Genomic DNA, 21,390 nt, shown 5'->3' with positions numbered 1-21,390 from the left:
CATGAATCCCAACGGCCGCATCCGCTACGGCAGCAGTCCGCTGCTCGCCAGCCCCACTCCCGTGTGGCGCAGCAAGTTCATCGTGGCCAGCATCGCCTTCGGCTTCGTGCTGCTGGCGGCCCGCGCGGCCTACGTCCAGGTCTTCAACAACGACTTCTTCCAGCACCAGGGCGAAGTGCGCTACCAGCGCACGCTGGAGCTGCCGGCCAACCGCGGGCGCATCCTCGACCGCAACGGGCTGATCCTGGCCTCCGACATGCCCGCGCCCAGCATCTGGGCCATTCCGGAAGACATCGAGCGCGACGACCCGGCCACGCAAGACAAGCTCAGGCAGGCCGCCAAGCTGCTCGGCATGCCGCTGAAAGACATCGACAAGAAGCTCGAGGACGAGGACAAGAGCTTCGTCTGGCTCAAGCGCCAGGTCGACGAGCCCATTGCCAGACAGGTGGCCGCGCTCGGCATCAAGGGCGTGTACCTGCGGCGCGACTACCGGCGCCAGTACCCCGAGGGCGAGGCCGCGGCACACCTGGCCGGCTTCACCAACGTGGAGGACATCGGGCAGGAAGGCGTGGAGCTCGCGTTCAACAAGGAGCTGGCCGGCAAGTCGGGCTCGCGCCATGTGCTGAAAGACCGGCTGGGCCACATCGTGGAAGACACCGAGGACCAGGTGCCGCCCACCGCCGGCCACGACATCCAGCTGAGCATCGACGACCGCGTGCAGTTCGTGGCGTACGAGAAGATCCGCGACGCCGTGGTCGCCAACAAGGCGCGCGCGGGCAGCGTGGTGGTGGTCGACGCCCGCACGGGCGAACTGCTGGCCATGGCCAACTACCCGAGCTACGACCCCAACGACCGCCACGCCCTCACCGGCGAGCAGCTGCGCAACCGCGCCATGACCGACGTGTTCGAGCCCGGCTCGACCATGAAGCCGATCACCATCGCCACCGCGCTGCAGTTGGGCCGCGTCACGCCCAGCACCATCATCGACACCAACCCGGGGCGCATCACCGTGTCGGGTGCGACCATCCACGACGACGAGAACTTCGGTGTGCTGACGGTGCAGGGCGTGATCCAGAAGTCGAGCAACGTCGGCGCCACCAAGATCTCGCAACGCATGTCGGCGCAGGAAATGTGGAACTCGCTCACCGCCGTGGGCATCGGCCAGAAGCCGCAGACGCCCTTCCCCGGCGCGGTGACGGGGCGGCTGCGACCGTGGAAGTCGTGGCGGCCCATCGAGCAGGCCACCATGTCCTACGGCTACGGCCTGTCGGCGTCGCTGTTCCAGATCGCGCATGCGTACACCGCCTTCGCGCACGACGGCGAGGTGATCCCGGTGAGCTTGCTGAAGAACACCGGCGAGGAGCCAGCCGGTGTGCAGGTGTTCTCGCCGCTGGTGGCCAGCGAGGTGCGCCAGATGATGCACCTGGCCGCCGCGCCCGGCGGCACCGCGCCGCTCGCGCAGACGCAGGGCTACTCGGTGGGCGGCAAGACCGGCACCGCGCACAAGCAGGTCGGCAAGGGCTACGCGAGCAACAAGTACCGCGCCTGGTACACGGGCATGTCGCCCATCGACAAGCCGCGCATCATCGTCGCGGTGATGATCGACGAGCCCGGCGCGGGCAAGTACTTCGGCGGCCTGGTGGCAGCGCCGGTGTTCAGCCAGATGGTGCAGCAGACGCTGCGCATCCTGAACGTGGTGCCAGACCTGGCCGTGGCACCGATGGCGCACTGAGCCTGCCGCCCCTTCGGGAGCGTTCGTTCGTCCACACGCTCGTTTAGGATCGTCGGCAACTCACTGTTACCGGCGCTCCAGACATGGTCGACACCCCCGAATCCACACCCGCCGTCCGCCTCGAAGACCTGACCGCGCTGCCGTACCAGCAGGCCTTGGCCGCGCACCTGCAAGTGCACGAGCCCGAGGTCTGGCGCTGGGCCGCCTCGGCCGAGGCACGCGAAGAACACGCCGCCGCGGTGCGCGCTGAACTGCTGCGCAACTCGTACCGGCTCGACGCGACGGCGCATCCCGACCTGCACGCGCACGCCCGGCTCGCGGCGCAGCGCCTGGGCGTTGCGGCGAGCATCACGCTCTACCAGGCGCGCGACGGCGCGATGAATGCCGCGATCCACTTCGTGCCGGGCGAGGCGCACATCGTGCTCTCGGGCCCGTTGCTCGAGCGCCTGCAGGGCCCCGAACTGCAGGCCGTGCTGGGCCACGAACTCGCGCACTACCTGCTGTGGGCGCGCGACGGCGGCAAGTACCACGTGGTCGATAGATTGCTGCACGCCACCTCGGCCGACCCGCGCGCCGATGCGAGCCACCTGCACGCCGCGCGCCGCTACGCCCTGTACACCGAGGCCTTCGCCGACCGCGGCGGCTGCGTCGCCTGCGGCGCGCTCGAGCCCGCGGTGAGCGCGCTCATCAAGATCGAGACCGGCCTCACGCAGGTCAACGTTGCAAGCTACCTGGCGCAGGCCGAGGAGATCTGCGCCGACCCCGCCACGCAGACGCGCGGTACCAGCCACCCCGAGGTGTTCGTGCGCGCCCGCGCGATGCGCCTGTGGACCGAGCGCCAGCACGACGCCGAAGACTGGCTGGCCACCGCGCTCGAAGGGCCGCTCGACCTGGGCACGCTCGACATGCTCGGCCAGCAGCGTGTGAGCGCGCTCACGCGCGGCGCCATCGCGCAGTTGCTGCAGCGTGCGTACCTGCAATCGGAGCCGCTGCTGGCGCATGCGCGCCGCTTCTTCCCCGACTTCGCGCCGCCCGCGTCGGCCATGCCGCCGCCCGAGCAGGTGCCCGCCGGCCTGCACGATTACCTGGCCAGTGTGCTGGTCGACTTCGTCGCAGCCGACCCCGAGCTCGACGAAGTCACGCTCGCCGCCGCGCTCGGCCTGGCCGAAGCGCTGGGCTGCGCCGAGCCGCTCGAACAACGCGTGGTGAAAGACCTGCGCTTTCCCAAGCGCAGCCTCACACGCGTGAAGCGCGACGCCACCGCCCTGCTCGACAAGGCCGCCACCCAACACCAGCAGGCCGCCGCCGCATGACCACCGCTACCGCTCCCCTCCTGCAGCTGCTCGCCACCGCCGACACCCACGGCGGCCTGCAGACCGACGACGTACTCAAGCTCGTGCTGCCGCTGCTGCGCGAAGTCTCGGCCTTGCACGAGCAAGGCAAGGTCGCCGCGCTCGGCAGCGTGTTCGCCTACCGCGTGACCGATGTGCCGGCGCTGGCCCTTGCGCAAACCGAAGGCGCGGACCCGCGCCGCAACCTCGAAGCCATCGCGCCGCTGGAGCAGCCCGCCGCGTCGGTGCTGCGCGTGGTGGGCGAAGAACGCGTCACCCTCGATGCCGACGCCGGCCTCTCGGTGGAGAACCTCGCGGTCATGGCCGATGCAGGGCCCGACGCCGTGCCCACGCGCCCCGCCTACCTGCCCGGCTACACCGCGTGGGAGCTGCGCCTGGCGCACCACGACGCGCTCGGCGACATCCTGTGCCTGGGCCAGGTGCTGGCCAGCCTGTCGTGCGGGCTGGACTTCACCGACGGTGAAGAACTGACGCGCTTCGCCGCGCACCGGACCAACCTGTTCGAACTGAACCGCCGCCTGCACCCCGTGGTGGCCGCCGTGATCTTCGAGATGACCGCGCTCGACCGCCACGAGCGCGCGCGCGATCTGCCCTCGGTGATCCGCCGGCTCGAAACCTACCGCGACCAGCCGCTGGACCTGAACCTCGGGCTGGGGCTGGACCGCATCGCCCCCGCGAAGAACGGCGCCAGCCAGCGCCGCCAGGCCATCCAGCTGCACCTGCGCGACCGCCTGTTCGACCTGTCGCGGCGCAACCGCCTGCTGTACTTCAAGCCGACGCAGGCGCATGTGAACCTCACCATCGCCAGCGTGCCGCTGGTGGTCGACATGCACAGCATCCGCGTCGACCAGCTGTGCGTGTGGGACGGCCGCTTTGCCGCCGACATCGCCAGCTGCGACCCCGTGCCGCTGGCACGCTGGCTGCGCTTCGAAGACCAGCCCTACCTGCCCGGAGCGCTCGACCGCATCCTGCAGGAGGCGCGGCGCGACCGCTCGGAATACGGCTTCTCGCAGCTGTCGCTGGTCGTCGCCTTCCTGCGCTGGCACAACCTGAAGGAAGGGGCTGCCGGCGGCGCCGAGCAGGCCGAGCGCATCGCCTCGCCGCTGCTGATGCTGCCGGTGGAGCTCTCGCGCAAGAAGGGCGTGCGCGACCAGTACCTGCTCGAAGCCGCCACCAGCGAGGCGCAGGTGAACCCCACGCTGCGGCACCACCTGCGCCAGCTCTACGGCATCGTGCTGCCCGAGACGGTGGACCTGCGCGAGACCTCCATCGCGCAGTTCCACGCCCAGCTCTCGGCGCAGATTGCGCAGAGCGAGCCCGGCGTGCAGTTGCGTCTGGTGAAGCAGCCCGAGATCGCGGTGATCCACCAGCGCGCGCGCCAGCGGCTCGAACAGTTCAAGCGCCGCGCGCGCGTGCGCACGCCGTCCGCCGTGCCGGTGGCCGCGCAAGATTTCAGCTATGCGCAGGACGACTTCCGCCCGCTCGGCCTGCAGCTCTTTCATGCGCGCGTGCGCCCGGTGCCGCTGCCGGTGCGCGACGCCGTCGGCGCGCGCCCGCAGCCGCGCGCGCCGCAAATGGCCGCCGCCGTGGCGGAAGAAACCGAGCGCACCACGCTGCAGCTGCGCGAGAGCACGGGCAACCCGTACCAGTGGGACATCGACCTCACGGCCGTGACGCTGGGCAACTTCAACCACCGCAAGATGTCGCTGGTGCGCGACTACTCGGGCCTGGCCGAAAACGACATCGCGAGCGAAGCCTTCGACCGCGTGTTCTCGCTGCAGCCGCGCCAGGTCGATGCCGAGGCGCCGCCCGCCCTGCCGCTGGCCGCGCAATGGCCGGTGGTGCAAGGCGACGCCACGCAAACCGCCGCGGTGGCGCTGGCGCGCACCGGCACCAGCTACATCATTCAAGGGCCGCCGGGCACGGGCAAGTCGCAGACCATCACCAACCTGATTGCCGACTACGTGGGGCGCGGCCAGCGCGTGCTGTTCGTCTGCGAGAAACGCGCCGCCATCGACGTGGTGTTCCACCGCCTGCGGCAGCAGGGGCTGGACGAGCTGTGCTGCATGATCCACGACTCGCAGGGCGACAAGAAGGCCTTCGTGCAGAACCTGCGCAAGACCTACGAGCAATGGCTCGAAGCCCCCGAGACGCTGACGCAGGAGGCGGCTGAGCGCACCCAGGTGCTCGACGCCATGGACCTCGACCTGCGCGCGCTGGAACGCTTCGACGCCGCCATGCGCGACGTGCCCGTGCACATCGCGGTAACGCTGCGCGAACTGGTGGCGCGGCTCATCGCGCTGAAGGCCGACGACCCCGCGCTCACGCCGTTGCAGGCCGAAGCCCTGCCCACCCTCTCGGCTTGGCGCCAGCATGCGGAGCTGGTGTCGCGGCTGCACCTGGCCGTGACCGAAAGCCTGGGCGCGCCCAGCCTGGCGCAGCACGTGTTCGCGCAGCTGGCGCCCGCGCTGCTGAAACAGGAAAAGCCGCTCGCGCGGCTGGTCGAACTCAGCGAGCGCGCCATCGACCTGAGCGGCGCGTGCCGCGATGCGCTCGCCGACGCATGGCCGCCGCTGGCCGACGACCAGGCGCTGTGGCGCGATGCACTGGCCGTGGTGGCCGACGCGCGCCGCGTGGCTGCGCTCGCCGCGCGTGGGCAGCTCACGCTGCTGGACGCCGCGCACCCGAACAGCCTGGCGTGGCGCACGGCATTGTCCGAGCGCCGCGGACTGCAGCAGGCCCTCGACGCTGCGCTGCAGCGCACCGCGCACTGGCGCGACAAGCTCTCACCCGGCGACACCGAGGCCGGCCTCGCGCAAGCCCGCGCGCAGCAAGGCTCGCTGCTGCGCTGGCTGCAGCCGTCGTGGTGGCGCTTGTCCGGTGAACTGAAGCGCCGCTACGACTTCGCCGCGCACGCCGTGCGCCCGCAGCCCAGCCAACTGTTAGAAGAACTGCTGGCCGAGCACCTCGCGCACACCGCGCTGCAAAAGCAGCTTGCGCAGATCGAGTCCGGCTACGGCTGCACCGATCCCGAGGCCTTTGCGCAGCAGTTGCAGGAGATGCGCAGCATCGACGACAGCACCAGCCTGCGCGCGGCGTTCCAGGTGCATCTGCGCACGGAAGCCGCAGGCGGCGCCAGCCGCAGCGTCGAGAAACTCGCCACCGCCGGCGCGCGCACCGACACGCTCGATGCCCTGTGGCGCGACCTGGTCCAGGACGCCGCCGCCCAGCCGTTGAACGCGCTCGAAGCGCTGGCCCGCACGCTGCGCGACCAGGCCGATGCGCTGCCCTCCGTGATCGTGCCGCTGCAGGAACTGGCCGATGCCGATCCGGCGGTTGCCGCCGCGCTGCGCACCCTGCCCCTGCCGCCCGACGCCATCGAGTTCGCGGTGGCGCGCGAAGGCCTGGAGCGCGTGTACCGCACCGAGCGCTGGCTGCCGCGCTTCGACGGCGCCGCGCTCGCGCGCCATGCGAAGCGCCTGGGAGACGCCGAACGCCAGCTGCTGGAGCGCAACGCCCGCACGCTGGCCGCCGCGGTGCGCCAGCGGTTTCGCGACCATGTGCAAAAAAGCGCCCTGCCCGCCAGCCAGCTCGACGCCGACGGCAAGCTCTTCAAGAAGAGCTACAACGCGGGCCGCCGCGAGCTGGAACACGAGTTCGGCAAGACCATGCGCTACAAGGCGATCCGCGAACTGGCCAGCGGCGACACCGGCCGCGTGGTGCGCGACATGAAGCCGATCTGGCTCATGAGCCCGCTGTCGGTGTCCGACACGCTGCCGCTCGCGGCCGACCTGTTCGACGTGGTCATCTTCGACGAGGCCAGCCAGATCCCGGTGGAAGAAGCCGTGCCCGCGCTGTACCGCGCGCCGCAGATCATCGTGGTGGGCGACGAGATGCAGCTGCCGCCGACCAGCTTCTTCTCGTCCAGCCGCGACCCCGAGGACGACACCGTGTCGGTGCAGGACGCGGACGCCGACGACGGCGACGACAGCAGCGAAGGCGACCGCATCGCCGTGGTGCTGGACGCCGACAGCCTGCTCAACCAGGGCGCGCGCAACCTGCCGGCCACGCTGCTGGCCTGGCACTACCGCAGCCGCTACGAGTCGCTCATCGGCTTTTCGAACGCGGCGTTCTACGCGGGCAACCTGTACACCATTCCGGACCGCAGCCTGCCCGCGCCCGAGCGAGGCGAAATTCTGGTGCAGTCACGCAGCCCGTCGGACGAATCGGTGGCGTCGCACGTCGACGCCCTGCTCTCGCGCGCCATCAGCTTTCACCGCGTGACCGATGCGGTGTACGAGAACCGCATCAACGACGGCGAGGCGCGCCACATCGCGCAACTGGTGCGCGAACTGCTCCGGCGCGAGACGGGGCGCAGCCTGGGCATCGTGGCGTTCTCGGAGGCACAGCAAGGCGAGATCGAGGACGAGCTCAACGCATTGGGCGCGGTCGACACCGAGTTCGCGGCCCGGCTCGAAGCCGAGTACGTGCGCGAGGAAGACGACCAGTTCTGCGGCCTGTTCATCAAGAACCTGGAGAACGTGCAGGGCGACGAGCGCGACATCATTCTGCTGAGCATCTGCTACGGCCCCAACCCCGAGGGCCGCATGCTGATGAACTTCGGCCCCATCAACCAGCGCGGCGGCGAGAAGCGGCTCAACGTGATCTTCAGCCGCGCCAAACACCACATGGCGGTGGTCTCGACCATTCGCCACGAGGCGATCACCAACGACCACAACGAGGGCGCGGCGGCGCTGAAGAACTTCCTGCGCTATGCGGAGTGCCTGTCGCGCGGCGATGCGGACACGGCGCGGCGCGTGCTCGAAAGCATGAACCCGCTCACGCGCGGTGCGAGCCCGGTGGCGCGGCACGGGCGCGCGGACGACGTCACGGTACAACTTGCCGCGGCGTTGCGCGCACGCGGCCATGCGGTGGACGAACAGGTGGGACAGTCACGCTTTCGCTGCGACCTGGCGGTGCGCGTGGACGGCAGCACGCACTACGCGCTGGGCATCCTGGTGGACACCGCCATGCATTACGAAAACCGCAACGTGCTGGAGCGCTACGTGTCGCGTCCCCGCATCCTCGATGCCTTCGGCTGGCAGGTGATGCAGGTGCTGGCCAAGGACTGGCTGCATGCGCCCGAGACCGTGCTGGAGCAGGTCGAGCAGGCCCTGGAGAAAGCCAGGGCCGACGCGGAACGCGCAGGCGCCTGACACCGAGTCCGAGGCCGGCTCAGTCGTAGACGATGAGCGCCTTGCCCGCATCCGCCTGTGCGGTCCAGCTGGCCAGCGCCGCGTCGGTCGGGAAGAACTTGGCGCGCTCGCCCAGTTGCAGCTCAACCTGCGCCCCGCCGCGCGCCATCGACAGGCGCACGGGCAGCCCCTGAATCAGGTCGCCCACCTCGGTCTGCTCCTTGCGCGGGGGAAAGTCTTTCAGCAGCCGCGCGATGTCGGGTGCCTTGCCGTTGACCGCCACGCGCAAAAACTTGCCGAAGCGGCAACGCGCCGTGGCCAGGTCCCACACCTGCTGCACCTGAAAGCGAGCCTCGAAGCCGCCGCGCGCGGGCTGCAGCTTGCCGCTGACGATGACCAGCTCGTCGTCCTTCAGCGTGTTGCGGTTGGCGTTGATGAGCGCCTCGTCGGCCGTGGCGTCGATGGACTCCGACTTGTCGTCGAGCTTGAAGATCGCCAGCCGGCCGCGCTGGCCGTTGATCACGCGAAAGTCGCTCACGATGCCCGCAATGACCTGCTGGTCGCGGCTGTCGAGCAGGTCGCCGATCTCGCGCTTGCAGAAGCGCCGCACCTCGTGCGACACCTCGTCGAACAGGTGGCCTGAAAGATAGAAGCCCACCGCGGTTTTTTCGAGAGTGAGCCGCTCCTTCACGCCCCAGGGCGTGGCGTCGACCAGGTCGGGCTCGGCGTTGGCCGAGCCGTGTTCGGCGTCGCCGAAGATGTCGACCTGCGCCGCATTGGCGGCCGTGGCGCTGGCGAAGTCGAAGGCGCGGTCGAGCGAGGCAATCAGCGACGCGCGGTTCTGCTGGATGGCATCGAACGCGCCGGCCTTGATGAGCGCCTCGACCGTGCGCTTGTTGATGCGCTGGCGGTCGATGCGCACGCAGAAGTCGAACAGGCTCTTGAACGGGCCGCCCTCCTCGCGCGCCCGCACCACGGCCTCGACCGCGAGCTGGCCCGAGCCCTTCACGGCGCCCAGGCCGTACCGAATCACCTTGTCGGTAACCGGCTCGAAGCGGTAATTGCCGCGGTTCACGTCCGGCGGCTCGAAGGTGATGCCGAAATTTTTCTGGGCGTCTTCGAACAGGAGCTTGAGCTTGTCCGTGTCGTCCATTTCCACGGTCATGTTGGCGCAGAAGAACTCGGCCGTGTAGTGAACCTTGAGCCAGCCCGTGTGGTAGGCCAGCAGCGAGTAGGCGGCCGCGTGCGACTTGTTGAAGCCGTAGCCCGCGAACTTCTCCATCAGGTCGAAGATTTCGTCGGCCTTGTCCTGCGGAATGCCGTGCGTGGCGAGCGCACCCGCGCGGAATTTCTCGCGGTGCTCGGCCATCTCTTCGAGCTTTTTCTTGCCCATGGCGCGGCGCAGCAGGTCGGCGCCGCCGAGCGAATAGCCGCCCAGGATCTGCGCGGTCTGCATCACCTGCTCCTGGTAGACCATGATCCCGTAGGTTTCCGACAGCATCTCGGCCACGGCCGGGTGCGGGTATTCCACGTCTTCGCGGCCATGCTTTCGCGCCACGAAGCTGGGAATCAGGTCCATCGGGCCGGGGCGGTACAGCGCGTTGAGCGCAATCAGGTCTTCCAGCCGCGTGGGCCGCGCGTCTTTCAGCATGCCCTGCATGCCGCGGCTTTCGAACTGGAACACCGCCTCGGTCTTGCCCTCGGAAAACAGCCGGTAGGTGGCCGCGTCCTTCAGCGGAATGTTCTCGAACGCGAAATTTTCCTGGCCCTTGTGGCGCGCGACGATGAAGTCCTTGGCAATCTCCAGGATGGTGAGCGTGGCCAGGCCCAAGAAGTCGAACTTCACCAGGCCGATGGCCTCGACGTCGTCCTTGTCGTACTGGCTCACGGCCGAGTCGCTGCCGGGCTGCTGGTAGAGCGGGCAGAAGTCGGTGAGCTTGCCCGGCGCAATGAGCACACCCCCGGCGTGCATGCCGATGTTGCGCGTCATGCCTTCGAGCTTTTGCGCGAGCTCGACCAGCATGCGCACTTCTTCTTCCTTCTCGATGCGCTGCGCGAGCTGCGGCTCCATCTCGATGGCGTAGTTGTTCTTGTCGCCGTCGATCTTTTTCTCGGGCGGGTACTGCAGCGTGACCGACATGCCCGGCTTGTTGGGAATCAGCTTGCTGATGCCGTCGCAGAACATGTAGCTCATGTCCAGCACGCGGCCCACGTCGCGGATGGCCGCGCGCGCGGCCATGGTGCCGAAGGTGGCGATCTGGCTGACGGCATTGCGGCCGTACTTGTCCTTCACGTAGTCGATCACCCGGTCGCGGTTGCCCTGGCAGAAGTCGATGTCGAAGTCGGGCATCGAGACGCGTTCGGGGTTCAGGAAGCGCTCGAACAGCAGCTTGTACTCGAGCGGGTCCAGGTCGGTGATCTTCAGCGCGTAGGCCACCAGCGAGCCCGCGCCCGAGCCCCGGCCCGGGCCCACCGGACAGCCGTTTTCCTTGGCCCACTTGATGAAGTCGCCCACGATCAGGAAGTAGCCCGGGAACCCCATGTTCAGGATGGTGTTGATCTCGAACTCCAGCCGCTCGACGTAGCGCGGACGTTCGGCGTCGCGCCTGGCCGCATCGGGGTACAGATGCGCGAGGCGTGCCTCCAGCCCCACGAACGATTCCTGGCGAAAGAAGTCGTCGATCGGCATGCGCACGCCGTCGGCGACGAAGGGCGTCGGAAAGTCGGGCAGCTGCGGCTTGTTGAGCACCAGCGTCAGGTTGCAGCGCTTGGCAATTTCCACCGTGTTGGCCAGCGCGCTCGGCACGTCGGCGAACAGCGCCTGCATCTCGGCGCTCGACTTGAAGTACTGCTCGTGGGTGAAGCGGCGCACGCGGCGCGGGTTGCCGAGAATCTCGCCTTCGGAAATGCACACGCGCGCCTCGTGCGCCTCGTAGTCTTCGCGGGCCGCGAACTGCACGGGGTGCGTGGCGACCACGGGCAGCTTCAGGCGGGCGGCGAGCTTCACCGCGGCGATCACGTGCGGCTCGTCCTCGGGACGGCCGGCGCGCTGCAGCTCGATGTAGAAACGGTGCGGGAACACGCCGGCCAGCCGCAGCGCCAGCTCGGCCGCGCGCTCTTCCTGCCCTTGCAGCAGGGGCTGGCCGAGCGGGCCGGCCTGCGCGCCCGACAAGGCGATCATGCCGCCCGACAGCTCCTCGATCCATTCGAGCTTGCAGGCGGCCTGCGACTGGCCCCGGCTCACGTTCTGCGTCCAGGCCCGAGCGAGCAGCTCGGACAGGTTCAGATAGCCTTCGGTGCTCTGCACCAGCAGCACGATGCGGGTGAGTGCGCCGGGCTCCTTGCCCAGCCCGTCGACGAACACCTCGGCGCCGATGAGGGGCTTGACCCCCTTGCCGCGCCCCTGCTTGTAGAACTTGATTGCCCCGAACAGGTTGTTCAGGTCGGTGATGGCCAGCGCGGGCTGGTTGTCGGAGGCGGCGGCCTTGATGGCTTCGTCGATGCGGTTGGTGCCGTCGACGACGGAAAACTCGGTGTGCAGGCGCAGGTGAACAAACATCGGTCCATTGTAGAAACCGTCACCCCACGATGTGGGTTGACGATCCCTACAATCGCCCCCCGTGCAAGAGATTTTGAATATCGCAGCCTACAAATTCGTAGGCATACACGACAGCCCCGTGCTGCGTGAAGACCTGCGCGCCCGCGCCCAGGCCCTGGACCTGATGGGCACCATCCTGCTGGCGCCCGAGGGAATCAACCTGTTCCTGGCCGGCGCCGCCGACGGCGTCCGGGCCTTTCTGGCCCACTTGCGCGCCGATGCGCGCTTTGCCGACCTGGAAGCCAAGGAAAGCTGGTCGCAAGCCCAACCGTTCCGGCGCATGCTGGTGAAGCTCAAGCGCGAGATCATCCGCATGGACCACCCCGCCATCCAGCCCGCAGCGGGCCGGGCGCCCGGGGTGGACGCCCCCACGCTCAAGCGCTGGCTCGACCAAGGCCACGACGACGAAGGCCGCGAGATTGCGCTGCTCGACACGCGCAACGACTTCGAGGTCGACGAGGGCAGCTTCGACGGCGCGATCGACTGGCGCATCACCAAGTTCACCGAGTTCCCGCCCGCGCTCAAGGCGCACCGCGCCGACTTCGCGGGCAAGACGGTGGTGAGCTTCTGCACCGGCGGCATCCGCTGCGAGAAGGCCGCGATCCTGATGCGCGAAGAAGGCATCGATCACGTGCTGCAGCTCGAAGGCGGCATCCTGAAATATTTCGAGCAGGTGGGCGGTGCGCACTACCACGGCGACTGCTTCGTGTTCGACGGCCGGCGCGCGCTGGCGCCCGACCTGAGCGCGCGCGCGGCCGACGCCAGCGCACGCGCGTCGGAAGATGTCGAGCTGAATCTCGGCCTGAAGCAATAACCGGCAGCCCTCTCATGCGCATCCTCCTGGTGGAAGACGAACTGGACATGGCCTCGTGGCTGATCCGGGCGTTGACCCAGAGCGGCTTCGTCGCCGACCACGCGCCCGACGCGCGCACGGCCGAGGCCTTCATGGCCGGCACCGAGTACGACGCCATCGTGCTCGACCTGAGACTGCCCGACAAGCACGGCCTGAGCGTGCTGGCCGACATGCGCAATGCCGACGACCGCACGCCGGTGCTCATCCTCACCGCGCAGAGCGCCCTGCAGGACCGGGTGCGCGGCCTGAACCTGGGCGCCGACGACTTCCTTACCAAGCCTTTCGAGCTGGTCGAGCTCGAGGCGCGCCTCGCGGCGCTGGTGCGGCGCAGCCGCGGCAAGCAGCACCCGCGCCTGCAGTGCGCCTCGCTCTCGTACGACAGCGAAAGCCACGCCTTCACCTTGCGCGGCACGCTGTTGTCGCTCACGCCGCGCGAGCAGGCCGCGCTCACCGCGCTGCTGATGCGCAGCGGCTCGCCGGTGGGCAAGTCGCAGCTGTTCGCCAAGGTGTTCACCAACGACAGCACCGCGGGGCCCGACGCCATCGAGGTGGTGCTGCACCGGCTGCGGCGCAAGCTGGCCGACAGCGACGTGCGCATCGTCACCGTGCGCGGCCTGGGCTACATGCTCGAGAGCATCGCCGATGGATCCTCGGCCCCATCAGTGCCCTCCGCGCCTCTCCCGTCCGACCTTGCCGACACCGACTGAGCCCCAGCGCTTCGGCATCCGCGCGCGCCTGCTCGCGCTGCTGCTGCCGGGCATGGTCGCGCTGCTGGCGCTGGACAGCTGGAACGACTATCACGCCCTGACCGACTCACTGGTGGTCGCCTACGACCAGAGCCTGCTCGAACCCGTGCAGGCGCTGGCCAACGGCATCGTGGTGGCCAGCGACGGCAGCGTGCGCGTGCAGGAGCCCTTCTCGATCCAGGCGATGTTCGAGTCGACGCACCTGCGCTACAAGTACCTGCACGTCGGCGTGCAGCGCATTCCGAAAGGCGAGACGCTGGACGTGAACTCGCCCGAGACCACGCTCATGGGCGTGCCGGGCCTGCCCCGTCCAGCGCAGCGCCCGCCCGACGGCACGCCCGTGTTCTACGACGCGGTGCACGAACAGCACCCGGTGCGCGTGGCCGCGCTGCGCCAGACGGTGTACGACCACGTGCACCCGGGCGTGGCCTACAGCGTGCTCGTGCAGGCGGCCGAGGGCACCGGCCCGCGCACCGAGGCGCAGGCCGAATCGCTGCGCCAGGAGCTGCTGCGCGACACGCGCATGGTGCTGGTGATGGCGCTGCTGGTGTGGCTGGGCGTGGCCTGGACGCTGCGCCCTCTGGACCGCCTGCGCCGCTCGCTGCGCGAACGCCCGCGCGACGACCTGAAGCCGCTCGACGCCGGCGGCGTGCCGCAGGAAGTGGCACCGCTGGTGGACGCGGTGAACCACCACATCGCGAGCCACCGGCGCATGGTGGCCGAGCAGTCGCAGTTTCTGGCCGATGCCTCGCACCAGTTGCGCACGCCGCTGAGCATCCTGTCGATCCAGGCCGGCTATGCCGTGCGCGAGACCGACCCGGCGCGCATGCGCGAGTCGCTCCAGGCCATCGTGGCGCAGCTGTCGCGCACGCGCCGCCTGAGCGAGCAGCTGCTGGCGCTGGCCCATGCCACCACGGAAGACGAGGTCGCGCCGGCCGAGCCGGCCGTGGTCGACCTGAACGCCATTGCGCGCGGCGTGGTGCTGCAATACCTGCCGCTGGCGCGCGAGAACGACCAGGACCTGGGCTGGGTCGACGCGCGCGGCGACACCGCCGCCGAACACGCCGACGTTCCTGACGACGACACCGACGGCACCGACGAGGCAGGCAACGCCAACGACATGGACTGTCCGCCCGTACTGCCCGTGGCCGCCAACGCCGCCGAGCTGCACGAGGTGCTCGCCAACCTCGTGCACAACGCCATCAAGTACACGCCGCGCGGCGGCAACATCACGGTGACCGTGCGGCGCGAAGCCTCCCACGCGCTGGCCGAGGTGTGCGACAGCGGCCCGGGCATTCCGCCCGAGCGGCGCGACAGCGTGTTCGAGCGCTTCCATCGCGACGCCTCCGTGGGCGCGGGTGCCGCGCACGGCGCGGGCCTGGGCCTGACCATCGCGCGCAGCTATGCGCGGCGCAACGGCGGCGAGATCGAGCTCGACAGCGCGGACATGCCCGAGAGCGCGACGGGCGGCGGACTGCGCGCCATTCTCCGGTTGCCGCTGCACGCCTTCTGACGGGCTCGCGAAGCCCGTTTTTGCAAGGGTTTCACCGGATACGGCGGTACGTGATTACACGTATTTTGAGGGTCGCCGAGGCGTTTGCGACTTCTCCGAAAGGGGATTGAAAGCCTCGATTCCTAGACTGCGCTCCTTCCCAACGAAGGAGACTTATGCAGCACCCGCTCGGTGAAAATCCGGCCTCGCACGCGCTTCGGCCCGCATCGAAATTCAAGAAAGACTACTACGGCGGCGCACTGCTGATCGTCATCGGCCTGGCCGCCGTCTATGCCGGCGTCGGTTACCGCGTCGGCGAGCTCGCGCACATGGGGCCGGGCTTCTTCCCGGTCGCGCTGGGCGCGCTGCTGGCGCTCACGGGCCTGCTGATCGCCGTGTCGGCGCGCGGCGACAAGCCCGCTGCGGGCGCCAGCGAAGAGGCCGTGTCGCACGGTCATCCGGGCGGCATGCCGGACATCCGCGGCGGCGTCTGCATCATCCTGGGCATCCTCGCGTTCCTGCTGTTCGGCGAGTACGGCGGCCTGCTGCCGGCGACCTTCGCCATCGTGTTCATCTCGGCGCTCGGCGACCGCGACAACACGCTGACCGAAGCGCTGCTGCTGTCGCTGGCGATGTGCTTCATCGCGGTGGTGATCTTCTGGTGGGCGCTCAAGTTGCAGCTCCCCCTGTTCCAGTGGGGAGGCTGAAATCATGATCGGTCAATCGCTACACGACCTGTGGTTCGGCTTCGGCGTGGCCTTCCAGGGCTCGAACCTGATGTGGTCCTTCTTCGGTGTGCTGGTGGGCAACCTGATCGGCGTGCTGCCGGGCATGGGCGCGCTGCAGGCCATCTCGATCCTGCTGCCGCTCACCTACGTGATGCACCCGGTGCCCGCCATCCTGATGCTGGCCGGCATTTTCTACGGCTCGCAGTACGGCGGTGCCATCGGCGCCATCCTGATGAACATGCCGTCGCACCCGCCGCATGCGGTGACCTGCCTGGACGGGTACCCCATGACCAAGCAGGGCAAGGGGGGCGTAGCGCTGGGGATCACGATGATCTCCTCGTTCTTCGCGGCCTCGGTCGGCATCATCGTGATGATCTTCGCCTCGCCGCTGCTGGTGCAGATCGCGTTCAAGTTCGGTCCGACCGAGATCTTCTCGATCATGCTGCTGGGCTTGCTGGCGGGTTCCACCATGTCGCGCGGCTCGCCCCTCAAGGGCGTGGCCATGACGCTCTTCGGCCTGCTGTGCGGCGTGGTCGGCACCGACGTGAACAGCGGCAGCTTCCGCTTCGCGTTCGGCCTGCCTGAACTCAGCGACGGGCTGGAGCTGGTGGCGATCTCGATGGGCCTGTTCGGCGTGGCCGACTTCCTGCTCAACGTGAACCGCATGAAGGCCATCGGCGACACCGGCACGCTCAAGCTGAGCGACATGCGCCCGAGCAAGGAAGAGCTCAAGCGCGCCTTCCCCGCCATGATCCGCGGCACCATCGTCGGCACGGTGTTCGGCGCCATGCCGGGCACGGGCCCGACCATCACCACCTTCATCGCCTACGCGCTGGAGCGCAAGATCTCGAAGACGCCGAACAAGTTCGGCACCGGCATGATCGAAGGCGTGGCCGGCCCCGAGGCTTCGGCGCACTCGAAGACGCAGGTCGACTTCATCCCGACGATGAGCCTGGGCATTCCGGGCGACGCGGTGATGGCGCTGATTCTGGGTGCGCTGCTGATCCAGGGCATCCAGCCCGGCCCGCAGCTCATCACGGAGCATCCGGACATCTTCTGGGGCCTGATCGCCTCGTTCTGGATCGGCAACGTGATCCTGGTGATCCTGAACGTGCCGATGATCGGCGTGTGGGTGAAGCTGCTGAAGGTGCCCTACAAGTACCTGTTCCCGGCCGCGATGTTCTTCATTGCGACGGGCGTGTACAGCACGCAGAACAGCCTGTTCCAGATCTGGGAAGTGCTGGTGTTCGGCATCGTCGGCGCCTTGCTGATGTCGCTGGAGTTCTCGGTCGCGCCGATCCTGCTGGGCTTCGTGCTCGGGCCGATGGTGGAAGAGAACTTCCGCCGCGCGCTGCTGCTCTCGCGCGGCGACATGACGGTGTTCGTGACGCGCCCGATCAGCGGCACCTTCATCGGACTGTGCGTGCTGTTGCTGGCCGGCGTGGGCTTCTCGGCCTGGCGCGCGCGCGGTGGGCGCAATGCGGTGATCGAGCTGCCGAAGGCCCCGCCGGGTGCGTCGCCGTCGGAAACCGTGGCGATCGGCAACGAGTAGTCCGCTCACCCCACGTGGCGCGAAGAGCGCCATGCAAAAGCTAAAGGGCCCGATGCGTCGGGCCCTTTTTTCGTCTGCGCGAACTGCGCGATCGAACTGCGCGATGTCAGACCGGCGTGGTGCCCGTGTCCGGCTCGCGCACGCCGAAGGGCTTGCCCGGCAACGGAATGAATTCGGTCTCGCCGGGCACATGCCCCATCCGCTGGGCAGCCCAGTCGGCACCCGCTTCGAGGATGCGCTCGCGCCGGCTGGAGACGAAGTTCCAGGTGATGTAGCGCGGGCCGTCGAGCGGCGCGCCGCCGATGACCATCAGCCGCGCCGCGGTGTTCGACGTGAGCACCGCGCCTCGGCCGTCGGACAGCACCGCCATGGTGTGCGCGGGAACCGGCTCGCCATCGACGCCGATGTCGGCATCGACCGCGTACACGGCCAGTTCGGGCGCGAGCGCGGGCAGTTCGAAGCGCGCGCCCGCGGGCAAGGCGATGTCGAGGTACACGGTGTGCGAGAGCGTCTTCACCGGCGAGCGCGCGCCGAAGGCCTCGCCCACCAGCACGCGCACGTCGGCGCCCTGCGCCACCAGTTCGGGAATCGCCTCGGCCGGCGTGTGCTCGAAGCTGGGCTCGGCTTCTTCGTGCGCCTGCGGCAGCGCGGCCCACAGCTGCAGGCCGTGGTTGACGTAGGTGTCGGCCTTCAGGCGCTCGGGCTTGCGCTCGGAGTGCACGATGCCGCGCCCCGCGGTCATCCAGTTGATGGCGCCGGGCAAGATTTCCTGCACGCTGCCGAGGCTGTCGCGATGCATCATCGCGCCCTTGAAGAGGTAGGTGACCGTCGACAGACCGATGTGCGGATGCGGCCGCACGTCGTGCTCGCTGCCCGGCTGTTCGGTGGCCGGGCCGAAATGGTCGAAGAACACGAAGGGGCCAACCGAGCGGCGCTGCGCCGCGGGCAGCAGGCGCCGCACCTTGAAGCCACCACCCAGGTCCTTGTCGTGCGGTGTCAGCAACTGGGTGTCTGGGGTGGTGTCGTTCACAAGTGTTCTCCGTGGGGGTGGCGGTTGCCGGTTACTTGCGCGATGTTGCCACCGTGGCAAGACGCTCGCCGAATGCCCGGGCGGTGTCGAGATCGCCCTTCGGAATCTCGGCCGAGCTCGCGTCCGACGGCGACTGCGTCAGCAGGCCGCCGTAGCCGCCCACGTAGTTCATCGAGTCGCGCGTGGCCGCCTTGTTGTTGGTCGGCAGGATGCCCATGCTGACCCAGATGCCGCTGTGCTGCATCGCCAGCGTCCACAGGTAGGTGATGGTGGTGACCTTGTCGCCGTTCATCGTCGCGCTGTTGGTGAAGCCCGCGAAGAGCTTGTCCTTCCAGCCCTGCGTGAACCAGACCTTCGACGACGCATCGGCGAACTTCTTGAACTGCCAGCTCACGCCGCCCATGTAGGTGGGCGAGCCGAACACGATCATGTCGGCCGCGCCCAGCAGCTCCCAGCCGCCTTCGGGCAGGTTGCCGTCGGCGTCGATGGCGAGCAGCTGCGCACCGGCGCTGTCCGCCACGGCTTGCGCCACGCGTTGGGTGTGGCCGTAGCCGGAATGGAAGACGACAACGATGTTTGCCATGGTGAGAACTCCTGAATGAAGGTGGGCGGCTTTTCGCGAAACACAGAGGAACCGGCTTTGCCGGGCCTCTGGTGGTGCCCCCGGCGAGGGGGGAGGAGAAGCGACACGCAGTGCGCGAAGCCTGGGGGAGAGCTTAGTTTTTATCGATGCTGAAACGGCCGGGGCCGAAGGCGGCGAACGAAAGCAGACCGCCGGCGATGGCCATGTTCTTGAAGAACTGGATATTTTGCGTCGCGTCGGCCCAGAACTTGTGGAAGAACAGCGCCGTGGCCACGGTGAAGATCGCCATGATCAGCGCCGTCCATCGCGTCTTGAAGCCGACAAGCAGCGCAATGCCCAGGCCCAGTTCCACGAGGATCGCGATCGCCGCGGCCACCTCGGGCAGCGGCAGGCCCGCCACCTTGGTGATGTAGCCGACGGTGCCCGCGAAGCCCATCAGCTTGCCGAAGCCGGCGGGGATGAACAGCGTGGCGATCAGGATGCGGCCGACGAGCGCCAGCGTGTCCTGGGCGGCAGCAAGGGGGTGGTGGGTGGTGGTTGCCATGGTTGAAAAACTCCTCGGTTGTTGAAATGAAAAGCACGAAAAATGCCGAATGCACAAGGCACCCGGCGGGGACATGGATCAGGCGGCCAGATCGAACACCAGCACTTCGGCGTCCTTGGCCGAGCCCAGCGACAGTTGCGACTCGCCCTGCAGCATCGCGGCGTCGCCGCCCACCAGCTTCTGGCCGTTCACTTCGAGCTCGCCGCGCACCAGGTGCACGTAGCTCTTGCGCGCCGGGTCGAGCGCCAGGCTGGCCTTCTCTTCGCCGTCGAGCAGGCCGGCATACAGGCGGGCGTCGGCATGCACCGTCACCGAACCGTCACGGCCGTCGGGCGAGGCCACCAGGCGCAGCTTGCCGCGCTTCTCGGCGTCGCTGAACGCCTTCTGCTCGTAGCCGGGTGCAATGCCGTGCACGTTCGGCTGGATCCAGATCTGCAGGAAGTGCGTGGTCTCGTCCTTCTTGTGGTTGAACTCGCTGTGCATCACGCCGCGGCCCGCGCTCATGCGCTGCACGTCGCCCGGCGGAATGGACTCGATGTTCCCCATGCTGTCCTTGTGGGCCAGCTCGCCCGACAGCACGTAGCTGATGATTTCCATGTCCTTGTGGCCGTGGGTGCCGAAACCGGCGCCCGCCGCCACGCGGTCTTCGTTGATCACCCGCAGGTTGCCGAAGCCCATGTGGGCCGGGTCGTGGTAGCCGGCGAATGAAAAGCTGTGGAACGAGCGCAGCCAGCCATGGTCGGCATAACCGCGTTCCTGTGATTTACGGACTTGCAACATCGTGAACTCCTTGGTGGCCCTGCCCCGTGGGGGCTGTGCGGGCCTTCTTCGCGTGCCGCGCCGGATGCGCAGCGGATGTAAAGAACTTTAGGCCCGCACCCCCTTCGGAAAGACGCCGCGGTTTGATGGCACCATTCAAATAATTTGATCAATGGAGCCGCCATGCCCAGCCCCCGCGACGTGCTGACCCCCGACGCCCTGTCGATGCTGCAGACCGTGGCCGCCACCGGCAGCTTTGCCGCCGCCGCCCGCGCGCTCGACCTGGTGCCCAGCGCGCTGAGCTACCGGGTGCGCCAGATCGAGGACGCGCTCGACGTGCTGCTGTTCGACCGCAGCGCCCGCCAGGCCAAGGTGACGGAGGCCGGCGCCGAGTTGCTGCGCGAGGCCGAGCGCCTGCTCGCGGACATCGACGCGGTGGCCAACCGCGTGAAGCGCGTGGCCACCGGCTGGGAGCCGATGCTGACCATCGCGGTCGACAGCGTGATCGCGCGCGACCCGCTGCTCGACCTGGCCACCGCCTTCTTCGCGCTCGATCCGCCCACGCGCCTGAAGCTGCGCGACGAGACGCTGCTGGGCACCATCGAGGCACTGACCAGCGGCGAGGCCGACCTGGCCGTCGGTGCCGTGATCGACGCGGCGAGCCTGACCTTCACGGCCACCGGCATCCGCAGCCGCGTGATCGGCGAGCTGCGCTTCGTGTATGCCGTGGCGCCGCACCATCCGCTGGCGCGCCTGCCGCAGCCGCTGAGCGACGCCGTGCTGCGCCAGCACCGCGCGGTGGCGGCCGCCGACTCGGCCCGCCACGGCACGCCGATGACGGTGAACCTCATGGGCGGGCAGGACGTGCTCACGGTGCCCAGCATGCAGGCCAAGATCGCGGCGCAGCTGCACGGGCTGGGCGGCGGCTTTCTTCCCGAGCCGATGGCGCGGCCGTACATCGAGGCCGGGCACCTGGTCGAGCTGAAGACCGAGCGCACGGCGCCGCTGGGCACCATGCATTGCGCATGGCGCGTGCGCACCGCGGGCAAACCGGGGCGCGCGCTCGAATGGTGGCTCGCGCAGTTCGAGCTTGAAGGCACGCGGCGTGCGTTGCTGGAGCGGCACCGGGGTCGATGAGGATGACGCAGATTCCGCGCCGCGGCGCTAAGGGTGTGCCCTCAGGCGAAGCCGCTGCCCGACCGATGTAGAGTGCAGACACATCCAAC

The 21,390-nt window shown here is 68.6% G+C and carries 14 protein-coding genes; 9 read left to right on the top strand and 5 right to left on the bottom strand.

Annotated features, from left to right (window positions below; all coding sequences use genetic code 11):
- The first annotated feature begins 1 nt into the window (after position 1).
- From ACSFA5_RS09880 to ACSFA5_RS09870, 3 genes are all read left to right on the top strand, one after another.
- Positions 2-1,732 carry a peptidoglycan D,D-transpeptidase FtsI family protein gene (locus ACSFA5_RS09880; RefSeq protein ID WP_435443837.1) on the top strand — a complete coding sequence of 577 codons (1,731 nt, stop codon included), beginning with the start codon at positions 2-4 and terminating at the stop codon, positions 1,730-1,732.
- Positions 1,733-1,815: 83 nt separating this feature from the next.
- Positions 1,816-3,045 carry a SprT-like domain-containing protein gene (locus tag ACSFA5_RS09875; protein WP_435443836.1) on the top strand — a complete coding sequence of 410 codons (1,230 nt, stop codon included), beginning with the start codon at positions 1,816-1,818 and terminating at the stop codon, positions 3,043-3,045.
- The gene (locus tag ACSFA5_RS09870; RefSeq protein ID WP_435443835.1) at positions 3,042-8,300 is read left to right on the top strand and encodes an AAA domain-containing protein; all 5,259 of its coding nucleotides are present in this window, start codon (positions 3,042-3,044) and stop codon (positions 8,298-8,300) included. Before ACSFA5_RS09875 ends, ACSFA5_RS09870 begins: the two co-directional genes overlap by 4 nt.
- A 19-nt stretch (positions 8,301-8,319) precedes the next feature.
- On the opposite strand, the gene dnaE is transcribed toward ACSFA5_RS09870, so the two are convergent.
- Positions 8,320-11,838 (bottom strand): DNA polymerase III subunit alpha, encoded by a 3,519-nt coding sequence (gene dnaE / locus ACSFA5_RS09865; protein WP_435443834.1) that lies wholly within the window; start codon positions 11,836-11,838, stop codon positions 8,320-8,322.
- A gap of 61 nt (positions 11,839-11,899) precedes the next feature.
- On the opposite strand from dnaE, the gene ACSFA5_RS09860 reads away from it, so the two are divergent.
- From ACSFA5_RS09860 to ACSFA5_RS09840, 5 genes are all read left to right on the top strand, one after another.
- Entirely contained in the window at positions 11,900-12,691 is a 792-nt protein-coding gene (locus tag ACSFA5_RS09860; protein ID WP_435443833.1) for a sulfurtransferase, read from the top strand.
- A gap of 14 nt (positions 12,692-12,705) precedes the next feature.
- Positions 12,706-13,437 (top strand): response regulator, encoded by a 732-nt coding sequence (locus ACSFA5_RS09855; protein ID WP_435443832.1) that lies wholly within the window; start codon positions 12,706-12,708, stop codon positions 13,435-13,437.
- Positions 13,373-14,989: a sensor histidine kinase gene (locus ACSFA5_RS09850; RefSeq protein WP_435443831.1), complete on the top strand. Its 1,617-nt coding sequence runs from the start codon at positions 13,373-13,375 to the stop codon at positions 14,987-14,989. Before ACSFA5_RS09855 ends, ACSFA5_RS09850 begins: the two co-directional genes overlap by 65 nt.
- A gap of 155 nt (positions 14,990-15,144) precedes the next feature.
- On the top strand, positions 15,145-15,675 hold the full coding sequence (locus ACSFA5_RS09845; protein WP_435443830.1) for a tripartite tricarboxylate transporter TctB family protein: 531 nt from the start codon (positions 15,145-15,147) through the stop codon (positions 15,673-15,675).
- 4 nt (positions 15,676-15,679) lie between these two features.
- Positions 15,680-17,248: a tripartite tricarboxylate transporter permease gene (locus tag ACSFA5_RS09840; RefSeq protein WP_435443829.1), complete on the top strand. Its 1,569-nt coding sequence runs from the start codon at positions 15,680-15,682 to the stop codon at positions 17,246-17,248.
- A gap of 106 nt (positions 17,249-17,354) precedes the next feature.
- Here the strand turns inward: ACSFA5_RS09840 and ACSFA5_RS09835 are convergent, their stop codons facing one another.
- From ACSFA5_RS09835 to ACSFA5_RS09820, 4 genes are all read right to left on the bottom strand, one after another.
- Complete coding sequence (locus tag ACSFA5_RS09835) at positions 17,355-18,278, bottom strand: pirin family protein (RefSeq protein WP_435443828.1); 924 nt, start codon at positions 18,276-18,278, stop codon at positions 17,355-17,357.
- Positions 18,279-18,309: 31 nt separating this feature from the next.
- Positions 18,310-18,861 carry a flavodoxin family protein gene (locus ACSFA5_RS09830; protein WP_435443827.1) on the bottom strand — a complete coding sequence of 184 codons (552 nt, stop codon included), beginning with the start codon at positions 18,859-18,861 and terminating at the stop codon, positions 18,310-18,312.
- A 133-nt stretch (positions 18,862-18,994) separates the two neighbouring features.
- On the bottom strand, positions 18,995-19,405 hold the full coding sequence (locus ACSFA5_RS09825) for a DoxX family protein (protein ID WP_435443826.1): 411 nt from the start codon (positions 19,403-19,405) through the stop codon (positions 18,995-18,997).
- Positions 19,406-19,483: 78 nt separating this feature from the next.
- Positions 19,484-20,185: a pirin family protein gene (locus tag ACSFA5_RS09820; RefSeq protein WP_435443825.1), complete on the bottom strand. Its 702-nt coding sequence runs from the start codon at positions 20,183-20,185 to the stop codon at positions 19,484-19,486.
- A 162-nt stretch (positions 20,186-20,347) separates the two neighbouring features.
- Between ACSFA5_RS09820 and ACSFA5_RS09815 the strand changes: the two genes are divergently transcribed.
- Positions 20,348-21,301 (top strand): LysR substrate-binding domain-containing protein, encoded by a 954-nt coding sequence (locus tag ACSFA5_RS09815; RefSeq protein ID WP_435443824.1) that lies wholly within the window; start codon positions 20,348-20,350, stop codon positions 21,299-21,301.
- The last annotated feature ends 89 nt before the right edge of the window (positions 21,302-21,390 follow it).

It is taken from the genome of Variovorax monticola, from assembly GCF_051216855.1.
Taxonomy (GTDB): domain Bacteria; phylum Pseudomonadota; class Gammaproteobacteria; order Burkholderiales; family Burkholderiaceae_C; genus Variovorax.
This window is presented reverse-complemented; position numbering and strand designations above follow the sequence as displayed.

Coding starts and splice junctions, on each gene's coding strand:
- ACSFA5_RS09880 (WP_435443837.1), top strand. CDS start 2: ATGAATCCCAACGGCCGCATCCGCTACGGCAGCAGTCCGCTGCTCGCC.
- ACSFA5_RS09875 (WP_435443836.1), top strand. CDS start 1,816: ATGGTCGACACCCCCGAATCCACACCCGCCGTCCGCCTCGAAGACCTG.
- ACSFA5_RS09870 (WP_435443835.1), top strand. CDS start 3,042: ATGACCACCGCTACCGCTCCCCTCCTGCAGCTGCTCGCCACCGCCGAC.
- dnaE (WP_435443834.1), bottom strand. CDS start 11,838: ATGTTTGTTCACCTGCGCCTGCACACCGAGTTTTCCGTCGTCGACGGC.
- ACSFA5_RS09855 (WP_435443832.1), top strand. CDS start 12,706: ATGCGCATCCTCCTGGTGGAAGACGAACTGGACATGGCCTCGTGGCTG.
- ACSFA5_RS09850 (WP_435443831.1), top strand. CDS start 13,373: ATGGATCCTCGGCCCCATCAGTGCCCTCCGCGCCTCTCCCGTCCGACC.
- ACSFA5_RS09845 (WP_435443830.1), top strand. CDS start 15,145: ATGCAGCACCCGCTCGGTGAAAATCCGGCCTCGCACGCGCTTCGGCCC.
- ACSFA5_RS09840 (WP_435443829.1), top strand. CDS start 15,680: ATGATCGGTCAATCGCTACACGACCTGTGGTTCGGCTTCGGCGTGGCC.
- ACSFA5_RS09830 (WP_435443827.1), bottom strand. CDS start 18,861: ATGGCAAACATCGTTGTCGTCTTCCATTCCGGCTACGGCCACACCCAA.
- ACSFA5_RS09825 (WP_435443826.1), bottom strand. CDS start 19,405: ATGGCAACCACCACCCACCACCCCCTTGCTGCCGCCCAGGACACGCTG.
- ACSFA5_RS09820 (WP_435443825.1), bottom strand. CDS start 20,185: ATGTTGCAAGTCCGTAAATCACAGGAACGCGGTTATGCCGACCATGGC.
- ACSFA5_RS09815 (WP_435443824.1), top strand. CDS start 20,348: ATGCCCAGCCCCCGCGACGTGCTGACCCCCGACGCCCTGTCGATGCTG.